The sequence below is a fragment of the Colwellia sp. MB02u-10 genome, from assembly GCF_014077185.1.
Lineage (GTDB): Bacteria > Pseudomonadota > Gammaproteobacteria > Enterobacterales > Alteromonadaceae > Cognaticolwellia.
This window is the reverse complement of record NZ_JACGVK010000104.1, coordinates 275,623-286,953: the sequence shown is the minus strand read 5'-3', so window position 1 is coordinate 286,953 and position 11,331 is coordinate 275,623. Positions and strand designations below refer to the sequence as shown.

The 11,331-nt window shown below is 37.7% G+C and carries 6 protein-coding genes; 4 read left to right on the top strand and 2 right to left on the bottom strand.

What is annotated here, in order from left to right; translation table 11 throughout:
• Window positions 1-123 precede the first annotated feature (123 nt).
• The 3 genes from H4J59_RS05320 (at window position 124) to H4J59_RS05310 (ending at window position 5,299) form a co-directional block, all read left to right on the top strand.
• Window positions 124-2,829, top strand: a complete 2,706-nt coding sequence (locus H4J59_RS05320) for a TonB-dependent receptor (protein WP_182237426.1) — start codon at window positions 124-126, stop codon at window positions 2,827-2,829.
• Window positions 2,830-3,022: 193 nt separating this feature from the next.
• Window positions 3,023-4,543, top strand: coding sequence for a tryptophan halogenase family protein (locus H4J59_RS05315; protein WP_182189168.1), 1,521 nt, complete (start codon window positions 3,023-3,025; stop codon window positions 4,541-4,543).
• 9 nt (window positions 4,544-4,552) lie between these two features.
• A complete protein-coding gene (locus H4J59_RS05310; protein ID WP_182237424.1) occupies window positions 4,553-5,299 on the top strand; it encodes a SapC family protein in 747 nt (248 codons plus the stop codon).
• 72 nt (window positions 5,300-5,371) lie between these two features.
• On the opposite strand, the gene H4J59_RS05305 is transcribed toward H4J59_RS05310, so the two are convergent.
• Window positions 5,372-6,796 (bottom strand): SLC5 family protein, encoded by a 1,425-nt coding sequence (locus H4J59_RS05305; RefSeq protein ID WP_182194312.1) that lies wholly within the window; start codon window positions 6,794-6,796, stop codon window positions 5,372-5,374.
• Window positions 6,797-6,882: 86 nt separating this feature from the next.
• A complete protein-coding gene (locus H4J59_RS05300) occupies window positions 6,883-8,850 on the bottom strand; it encodes a beta-galactosidase (RefSeq protein ID WP_182237422.1) in 1,968 nt (655 codons plus the stop codon).
• A 232-nt stretch (window positions 8,851-9,082) separates the two neighbouring features.
• Between H4J59_RS05300 and H4J59_RS05295 the strand changes: the two genes are divergently transcribed.
• On the top strand, window positions 9,083-11,218 hold the full coding sequence (locus tag H4J59_RS05295) for an alpha-galactosidase (protein WP_182237420.1): 2,136 nt from the start codon (window positions 9,083-9,085) through the stop codon (window positions 11,216-11,218).
• Window positions 11,219-11,331: the final 113 nt, after the last annotated feature.

Genomic DNA, 11,331 nt, shown 5'->3' with positions numbered 1-11,331 from the left:
CTTTATAGGTTAAGTAGTTTAAAAAGCTTAAAAAGCTTAAAAAGCTTTAAAAGTATAAAAAGCTTTAAAAGTATAAAAGCAAAATGTAGAAAAAACATTATAACTAAAATAACGGGGAATAAAATGTATACAAACAACCTTTCAAAATTCAATAAACGAACTGCAATCGCTATTGCGGTGGCAGGTGCGTTAACTAACGCTAGTGCCTATGCAGCTGACACAGCTAGTGCCAAAGAAAAAGAAGTTGAAACCATTGTCGTCACCGGTATGCTTAGTAGTATGAAAGCGTCAATGCTTGACAAGAAAGCATCAAATACTGTTTCAGATGGTATTGCTGCAGAAGATTTAGGTAAGTTCCCAGATCTTAACGTAGCTGAATCATTACAACGTATTACGGGTGTTTCAATTGACCGTAGCGGTGGTGAAGGTCAAGCGGTAACGGTTCGTGGTTTTGGCCCACAATTTAACACGGTTTTAGTTAATGGTCGTCAAATAGCGACTGATAGTGCTGGTCGTGAGTTTAACTTCGACATTTTAGCCGCTGATCAAATTACCGGTGCTGATGTATTTAAAACATCTGTAGCGAATATGCAAGAAGGTGGTATCGGCGGTACTATTGATATTTCTACCGCTAAACCATTTGATTACGAAGGTTTTCAGTTAGTTGGTTCATTAAAAGGCATGTATGAAAGTCTTTCTGAAGAGACATCTCCAGCGGCCTCACTATTAATTAGTAATACATTTGCAGATAATACAGCGGGTGTTTTATTAGCCGTAAGTCACTCAGAGCGTGATGTGCAAATTAACCGTATAGAAACGGCTGGCTGGATGCCAGGCAGATCAATACAGACAACTAGTGGTGAAGAATTATTTTCTAATGCATATATTCCTCGTAACTGGGATCAAATTGTTGATAATCAAGAACGTACACGTACAAATGCGAGCTTAGTATTTCAATATGCACCTTCAGATGATGTAAGTATTACACTTGATGGCTTTGTTTCAAAATTTGAAGTTGACTCTGTTGCGACTGATTTAGCGTCTTGGTTTGAACCGGGTCGTGTTAATAATGCAACTATTGATTCTGAAACTAGAACACTTTTAACGTTTGACCAAGTAGGCGGTGCTACTGATTTCGTTTCACACACACGTAATTCTCGTGATGTATCTACTGATGGTTTTGGCTTAAATGTTGAATGGCAAATTTCTGATCAGTTAGATGCTACATTTGATGTTTCAACATCGAGTGCTGAAAATGATCGTGCTGGCCGAGATCGTTTTAATGTGGTTGGTATTGAAAACAATTATGCATTTGATGGAACAGGCGCTATTCCAACAGTGATACATGAAGGTTTTGGTAATGGCGCATTACCTGATGCTTCGCTATCGCGTCTACATTATAACGAAAAAGGTAATCAATTTACTGATAAAGATGAAGTAAATGAATTTAAAGTAGATTTTGTTTACGAAGCTGATGGCGATATTTTTGAAAGAGCAAAATTTGGTCTTTATCGTCAAGAGCGTGAGAAATCAAGCTTTCAAATATTTGCGAGTCAATGTGGATTTTGTGGGTATGGTACTGCAGCTCCTAATGATGCTATCGATTTTCAATCTTTTACAGCAAATAATTATTTCCCAGGGTTAATCGATACTTTTTATACTTATGATGGTGATAAGTATGTTGATTATTTAGCTTCTGAAGGTTTTCCAATTGAGCCGACATTACAAAATAACCGTTATGCTATTAATGAAGATATTACAAGCTTATACGTAGACTTTACTTTGGGTTATGAGTTAGCTGACATGCCTGTAACGGTTAATTTTGGTGCGCGTTATTCAACCACAAGTGTTGAAGCTAAAGCGGTACAAAGTGATATTGCAGATGTTGTTGAAACAACTGATCCTACCTTATTCTCTAATGTCTTTGGTCCGGCGAAAGATATCAGTAAATCAAGTAGTTATGCTAATTTACTTCCTAGTTTAAACGTGAAGTTAGAAGTTGAAGAAGATATGGTAGTTCGTTTTGCCGTATATGACTCATTAACGCGTCCAACATTATCTCAATTATCTCCAGCGACTGTTTTTGGTGAACCTCGACGTCAAACACTTACGGCTTCTGGTGGTAATCAAAACCTTAAACCATTTACTTCAGAAAACTGGGATATCTCTTATGAGTGGTATTACAGTGATGCAAGCTTATTTTCATTCGCTGTTTTCAGTAAAGAAGTAGCAAACTTCATTTCTGTTTCTACCGGTTTAGAGTCATATGAAATGACTAATCGTTCAGGTCCTGATTTTAATTGTGTAGGTTGTGATTCTGCAACGGCACAACTAGAAGGCGAGTTGAATGGTCTGTTTGAAGAATATACGGTAGCTCGCCCTAACAATGGTGATACAAAACGTGTAACAGGCTACGAAGTTGCCTTGACACATATCTTTGAAAATGGCTTTGGTTTTACAGCAAACGCGACCGTTGTTAACAGTGATGAAGACGGTACTTCATTTGGATTAGAAGGTTTAGGTGATTCACAAAACCTTATTCTTTTCTATGAAGCTGACATGTGGCAAGCACGTATTGCTTATAATAACCGTGAAGGATTCTTACGTTTAGCGGATAACGGATTTAACGGCGAACCTGTTAATACTGATACTTTTGGGCAACTAGATGTTAGTGCTAGTATCGATGTTTCAGAAAATGTATCTGTATTCTTTGAAGGTACTAACATTACTGAAGAAGAGCTAGTACAAACAGGTCGTTACGCTAACCAAACTTACAACATTGAAGATAACGGCTCTCGTTACGCTATAGGTGTAAGAGCTAAGTTTTAATGATAAGTATTTAATTTAAAACAAGTATAACTTGGCCTGACTTGCTAGCAAGCAGGCCATTTTTTTAGTGAAAATAGTTGGTATATTTTCACTAAAAAAATGTAAAATGTTAACCAAGTTTTAAGTTTTCATACGATCAACTTACCGCAAATAATTACAAAAACCAGCGGGTTTTAGTTAGGAATACTCAAATATGTCAAACGCTATAAAAAATATTATTATTATTGGTGGTGGTACTGCAGGCTGGTTAACTGCGTCTGTCATTGCTGCACATCATAAACATGCACATAAAAACGAACTTAAAATCACCTTGGTTGAATCGTCAGACATTCCAACTATTGGTGTAGGTGAGGGTACATGGCCTACCATGAAAAATACTCTACATAAAATTGGTATTAAAGAGAGTGATCTCTTTAAAAAATGTCATGCTTCTTTCAAGCAGGGGGGTAAGTTTGTTGAATGGGTACATGGTAATGGTGACTTTTATTACCATCCGTTTACTTTGCCTTTAGGTTATGGCCGACTTGATTTATCGCCGTACGTATCAAACGTTAAAAACTTTGCTCGTGAAGCTAATTTTCAATACGATATTTGTGAAGCGGGTCTTGCACCACGCTCATTGGCAGAATCAGAATATCAAGGGCAATGTAATTACGGCTACCATGTTGATGCCGGCGCCCTTGCAGAGTTATTGAAAAGTCACTGTATTGATAACCTCAACGTTGAGCATATTATTGATACCGTTGATGAATGCATTAGTGAAAACGGCGAAAAAATTGATGCTGTAGTATTAAACAAGCATGGCAAGTTGACGGCTGACTTGTTTATTGACTGCTCAGGTGCACGTTCGTTGTTATTAGGTCAAACGTTAAAAGTTCCGTTCAAAAAAGTTGATGATGTATTGTTTAACGACACAGCGTTAGCGATGCGAGTTCCTTACGAAAATGAGGATACTCCCGTTGCATGTCATACGATTGCAACGGCGCAAAATGCTGGTTGGATATGGGATATTGGCTTAACTAATCGACGTGGCGTCGGACATGTGTACTCGAGTAAATTTTTAACCGATGAAGAGGCCGAACAAAACTTACGTAATTATTTAGGTGATGCAGCAAAAGGTTTAGAAGCGCGTAAAATTAGTTTTGAATCGGGTCATCGTGAACAGTGGTGGAAAGGTAATTGTGTTGCCGTAGGTATGGCTGCAGGGTTTGTTGAGCCGCTTGAAGCTACCGCTATTATGCTGGTCGAATTATCTGCACGCTATATTGCTGAAAATTTACCGGCGGATGAGAGTTTAATGCCAGTGGTCGCTAAGCGTTTTAACACGCAAATGTCGTATCGTTGGCAACGTATTGTTGATTTTCTTAAGTTTCACTACATGCTTACCAAGCGGCCAGAACCTTATTGGCAAGCACACTGTGATCCGAAAACATTCACTGAAAGCTTAAAAGAAGATATTGCATTATGGCAGTATCGTGGCCCAACAACTGATGACTTTACTAGCGCAATGGAATTATTCCCAGCGGCAAGTTATCAGTATGTGCTTTATGGTATGGAATTTAAACCTGACTTCTCTCGTCAAAGTTACTTACATAATCAACAGCAAGAAGCAGAGCAAGTGATAAATCGTAACGAACAATTAACTCAGCAAATGTTACAGAATTTACCACCGCATCGAGACTATATTGAAAAATGGCTAGCGACTTCAACTTAGAGAATCATAATGACTGAATTAATAGAATTGAGTAATAGTAAACACGGAAAATTGAAAGTGGCTGATAATGCTGCTGTGACCTTCATACAGCAACAACATATGTTAAAAGTACATGTAAAAGAGATCACTCAAGCGATCAGTGGTTTTCCGGTGTTTATCGTGAAAAACTCACAGACAGGCATGTGGAATCTGTCAGCATTAGCAAGTTTTAATATGGGTAAAAATTTATTTGTTCATAATGATAAGTGGGATGCAATATTCACCCCTGCTAGCATGCACACCTATCCATTTTATTTAATGAATTCAGCCGGAGAAAATAAGGGTTATACCATAGGTATAGCACCGAGTGACCCTGTTTTTTCAACAGTAAAAGGGCTTGATATATTTGAGTCAACGGGCAAAGCAAGTTTGATGTTAAGTCGAATTAAAACCTTATTAGAAGCCGATATAAAAAATGACAGACAAAGTTATTTGTTTACTGATAAATTGGCGAGTATGCAATTAATCAAAAGTATTAACCTTGTTGTGCAATATAAAGACGGAGCTGAACAAACGTTAACAGGTATGAACACTATTGATGAAGCTAAGTTACAGCAGTTATCAAATGACGAGTTGGCAGAGTTAAATAAGCTAGGTTATCTGATGCCGATTCATGCGATGTTAATGTCTATTTTTCAATTAAACAACCTTATTAGAAAACATAACCATATCGAAAACAATAAGTTGATATCACAAGTTAAGTTGGCGCTCGAATAAAGCGATTTAATGATAATATTTAACCAATAAAAAGCCACTCAAATGAGTGGCTTTTCTATATCAAATAGAAAGTTATGTTGGAGAAGCACTCGCTTCTTTTGTAAAGGCGAAGCTGGCTTTGTTTTTAAAGACAAAGCGATTTACCAGTAAGGCAAATGAAACACATGCAATTAAAGTGATAAACATTAAGTGGATATAATGTAAACCAAATGGTGCATGAAATGGTGAAAATTCAAATGACAATGAACCGTATAATAAAACACCAAAAAAGACTGCTGCTATACCTGCGTTCGCATGTACGCCCTTAAATAATAAACCAACAATAAATATTGATAGTATAGGCATACTAAATAAACCCCATAACTGCTGAAGTAAATTAATGATACTTTCAGCTTGTTGATATACAGGAACGAGAGCCAGGGTAACTATGGTAAGCCCAGCGGTGATCCACGCACTGAGTTTTTGTACATTTATGTTTTTATTAATATAAGGTTCATGGAAGTCACAAACATACAAAGCGGTTGCAGAGTTTAAATTACTATTATAGGTTGAGAGCACGGCAGCAGCCATTGCAGCGGCAAAAACTCCAGAGAGCCATCCGGGTAATAAATCCCCAACAATCTGTCCATAAGCAGTATCACCTATATCCCCGTAGAGTTTAAAAGAAACTATCCCAGGGATAACTATAATGGCAGGTACGATAATAATTCGAATGAACACCGCAGCAAATACACCTTTTTGGGCTTCCTTAAGGTTAGGGGCTGCCATTGCTCTTTGGGTGATAACTTGGTTTGTTCCCCAATAGAACATTTGAATAAAAATCATACCTGTTAGTAATGTAGGCCAAGGTATTGGAGAATCGTTATCACCAATAAGTGTTAATCTTTCCTCAGGAATACCTGAAAAGTCATAATCAATCGCATTCAAAGATAAAAATAAGACAACAATAGCCATTCCTAGCAGTAACACGCCGGAATAAGTATCTGATACGGCAACCGCTCTAAGACCACCAAATATTGCGTAAAGTGCACCTAACGTTGCAAAAGCAGTAGCAATGTACATTAAAGGAATGTCGACTTTGAACATTGTCTGCATAAATAATGAACCGGAATAAATCACTGCAGGGCAAAATATTAATGCACTACTGAGAAAAAACATCCCACCGATAACGGCGCGAATATGTTTGTTATTATAACGTTTCTCTAATAGCTCTGTGGTTGTGGTGCAGTTGTATTTATAATAGACAGGTAAAAAAACCTTCGCGAGAAGTATCAAGCCAATAACAGCGGCAAACTCCCACCATGCTAACAAGGCCATTTGTGTACCGTTTGACCCAACTAATTGGTCAGTACTTAAGTTAGTGAGTGTTATTGAACCAGCGACAAAATACCAAGCCAAACCACCACCTGCTAAAAAGTACTCCTTATTTTGTTGATTTTTTCCCTTCCCTCTACCGTGCCCTTTGCATTTTAAATAGGTTAAAAATGCAATTAACATAGTGATAAATAAAAATACTGCTATTTGAATATTCACGGATTCCCCTTACTAATCTTAGTTAGTTAATTAATTAATTATTTTATTGGTTATTGGTTATTTAATTTAATAATGGCAACATCATAAGGGCTCATGGAAGCTTGCCCCAATAGATATGTCCCCATATTTTTTGCTGGGAAAGTTTGTGCTATTCCCGCATAGTTAAAGATGTAAGCGAGATCACCACGATACACAATCCGCATATCTTTAGGTAACCTTACCGTGGCAATATCGAGCTCTGTTGCTAAGTGCTCAAACTGTTCAATTAGAAAGTCATCACAAGTTAAGGTGGCGATATAACTTGTATTTTCATGACGAACAACAGCGGGTGATTGATCGTGATACCTAGCATCGACGATAACGTCTTTGGTTATTTCTAACTCTTCACGCCAACATCTGCTTTCAAAGGTTTTATCTTTATACTTCAATTGTTCACTACAATCTGGACGTATGGTTTCAGTTGACAATACTTTGATGGGCAACAAGGCTTGAAGTTTTCCTGGAGGTAAGTTCGGTGCTAATGAAAGCTCGTCGGTTTTCCCCCCTGAACGTGGGCCAAAAACAAAATGAGCATTCGAGTCTTTACATTTTTCTATGAAAGCATCGTCGACAATCGGTAAGCATGGTGCAAGAATTAAATCGTATTGGCTAAAATCACCTTTAATCGAAATAAAATCTACAACTAGGCCTAATTGGCGCAATGCTGAATAGTAGGAGAACTCTATTTGTTGGTGGTTGTAACTGTCGCCTTGGCGTTCAATTTCACTCACCCATTGGTTAGTCGTACCTGATAATATAGCAACTCTTGCTTGTATTGGTGCATCGATAGAAAATTCTACGGTTTTTAGCTCATCGCGCATTTGTTCGATTTCTGCCCATGCGGCTGATTTTGAATTATCATTTCTTTTAACGCCTGCATGCATTTGCTCTTGAGCAAACGGTGCTTGGCGCCACCGAAAATAACAGACACAATCTGCTCCATGTGCAAAAGCTTGCCATGACCACAAACGTACCATGCCTTTTTCTGGACGAGGATTGTGATGTGCCCAATTTACAGGGCCTGGTTGTTGCTCCATGATCCAGAAGTTCTTTTTACTGATACCGCGACTTTGATCAAAGTCATAACTGGCAAAGTCTGGGTGGCCAGTACGCATATAAGGTTTGAATTCTTTAGCAGGTTTATCTTTAAAGAACATGTCAGATCGACCCAGTGGATAATTATCATAACTAACAAAATCTAGATTTTCAGCGAGAGCATAATTATCAGTTTGGGTGTCCACCATGGGAATAAAATTATGGGTGACAAACCTATCAGGTGCATATTGGCGAATTATCGCTATCATTTTGTTATGAAACTGGATCACCTGATCTGAGCTAAAACGTCGATAAGCTAATTGGTGAGCAGGGTGAGTCTCTGTAACCGCTAATATAGGGAGTTCAATTTGATCGAAGCTTTGATATTCCATTGACCAAAAAACGGTGCCCCAATCGGTATTAAGTTTATCAATTGTTTTATAACGCGTTTGACACCAAGCATGAAATGCTTTTTTTGCTGCAGGTGAACCACTGTGAGTGGTATCATGACATGCAATTTCATTATCAGTTTGCCAACCGCATATTGCTGGATGTTCACCATAACGCTTTGCTAAAACTTCAGAAATACGCATAGCTTCACGAAAATAATTTTTGCTAGAAAAATCATAGTGTCGACGAGAGCCAAAGCCACGCTTTGTTCCTGTATTAATATCAACAGGTAAAATATCAGGATATTTATCAATCAACCATTTTGGTGGGGTCGCTGTCGGCGTACACATAATGACTTCTAAACCAGCGTCAGCTAAAGTCTCTATTGCACGGTCTAACCAGTCGAAAGTATAAACACCTTCACTGAACTCTATTCTTGACCAAGCAAATTCGCCAATACGAACATAACGTAAGCCAAGCTCGCGCATTTCTTTAGCATCTTGTGCCCACATTTTTTCTGGCCAATGCTCTGGATAATAACAAACACCTAACATTTACTTTTTACCAATTTATTATTTGAAAGTATATTATGCATATTAACCTTATTTATATGATATATTCCAGTGAAATTATTAATGTGTTATCTTAAGCAGTCGTTTGGCAGTTCTTGATGTTTTAGATCAAATAATGCAATTCAGTAAATATATTAATATAGTAATCATAATTACATTCAATAAACTATAAATAAAATATCAATTTTAAATTTAAATTTGAAGGACGTTTACAATGAAATCAGACCAACACTTTGTTCAGCTCAATAGTTCTAATGCTAGCTTAATTATTGATTGCCAGAGTAAAACACCCGCTATAATTTATTGGGGAAAGCTATTATCTAAACAAACTTCTGCAGATATGTTATCGCTACTGTCTACTCGCCAAGAAGCAAAATGTTCGTTGGTTATTGAAGCGCCTATTTCATTGTCTCCTCTTTTAGGAGAGGGTTTTACAGGATCTCCAGGTATTGAAATTAACAATGACGATTATGCATGGTCACTGGGTGGTGAACTTGTTGATATTATTCAGATAGATGAACATAAAGTTTGTTTTGAAACGCTAGATGATATTCGTCAAATTAAAGTAGTCCATACGCTTTCACTGCATCACGACACTGATGTGCTGAGCGCATATACTGAGTTAGTGAATCTGAGTGAACAATCAGTAACGGTTAATTGGTGTGCGACACCCACAATTCCGTTGTCTGATCAAATGAATAAAATAATGTCTTTTGAAGGACGATGGTCAAATGAATTTCAATGCCATTCACTTGACTTATTTCTGGGCAGTTTTGTACGTGAAAACCGTAAAGGAAAAACCTCTCATGACAACTTTCCTGGGATGGTAATGCACAATAATTTCACCCATGAACAAGCGGGTGAATGCTTCGGCTTTCATCTTGGTTGGAGCGGTAACCATAAAATGCGTGCAGAACTGTTACCTGAAGGTCGCAGTTATGTCCAATTAGGTGAATTATTAATGCCGGGAGAGATAGTATTGTTGCCGCAACAATCGTATCAAAGCCCAATACTCTATGCTGGCTATTCTGATCAAGGCTTTAGTGGCTTATCTAACTGTTTCCATCAATATGTTCGCAGTGAATTATTATCGCCAAAACTCAGCCAAAAGCCCCGTCCTGTACATTATAATACATGGGAAGGGATATACTTTGAGCATGATGTCGACACATTGAAAGAGCTTGCGAATAAAGTCGCAGGATTAGGAGCCGAGCGTTTTGTTTTAGATGACGGATGGTTTAAAGGCCGTCGTGGAGATTTTGCTGGTTTAGGTGATTGGGTTGTTGACAAAGAAATTTATCCTAACGGTTTATCGCCTCTTATTGATCATGTTAATCAACAGGGCATGGAATTTGGACTATGGTTTGAACCTGAAATGGTGAACCCAGACAGTGATTTATATCGCGCGCACCCTGACTGGGTTTTAGCAACAGCAGGTAATCAACAATTAAACTTTCGTAACCAGTTAGTACTCGATTTATCACGTAACGAAGTGGTTGATTATTTATTTCATGCGATTGATGACATTCTTACCGAATATCCTAAAATTGTTTATATTAAGTGGGATATGAATCGAGACATTAATCACGCAGGTAACGCACAAGGCAAGCCGGCTATACATCAACAAACAACAGCTTTATATCAATTAATTGATCGCATAAAGCAAAAGCACTCACATGTTGAAATTGAGAGTTGTTCTTCAGGTGGAGCTCGTGTGGATTATGGTGTACTGGCTCATACTGACCGCGTGTGGACCTCAGATTCGAATGATGCTTTAGACAGATTAACGATTCAACGAGGTTGTTCATTCTTCTTCCCTAGTGAAGTCATGGGCGCTCATATCGGGCCAAGAGAATGCCATATCACAGGTAGAATTGTTAGTATGGAAATGCGTGCTGCAGTGGCATTTTTTGGTCATATGGGTTTAGAAATGGACCCCAGAGAATTAACTGATGAAGACTGTGAACAGTTATCTACAATTATTGCGTTACATAAAAAACATCGTCAATTAATTCACAGTGGTGAGTTAATTCGTTTGAATCAAGATGGTGACTCAATTAATTTTGGTATAATTAACCAGGATAAATCACAAGCACTTTTTGCTTATAATAGTATTAATGAAACGAAAAGAACTACGCCACCTAAGTATAGATTTGTCGGGTTATCTGCAGATAAAGTCTATAAATTAACACTGGTTTGGCCTACTAAACTTAAGGAATATTCACCTTCTGTTTTAAGTAAAATTCAGGGCCAAAAGTTTTCGGGTGAATCACTTATGCAGTTGGGCATGCAGTTGCCAGTATTATTTCCTCAGACGTCATTAATTTTTGAATTGAACGATACGCAATAACTGTTTTAAATATATTTGGATTTTTTAACGTCGACATAAAAGGGATTTAGTCGTTGAAATTAAAAAAATTCAGAGAATGTTTTAATACAAAATGTTCAATACTGAAAGGGCAT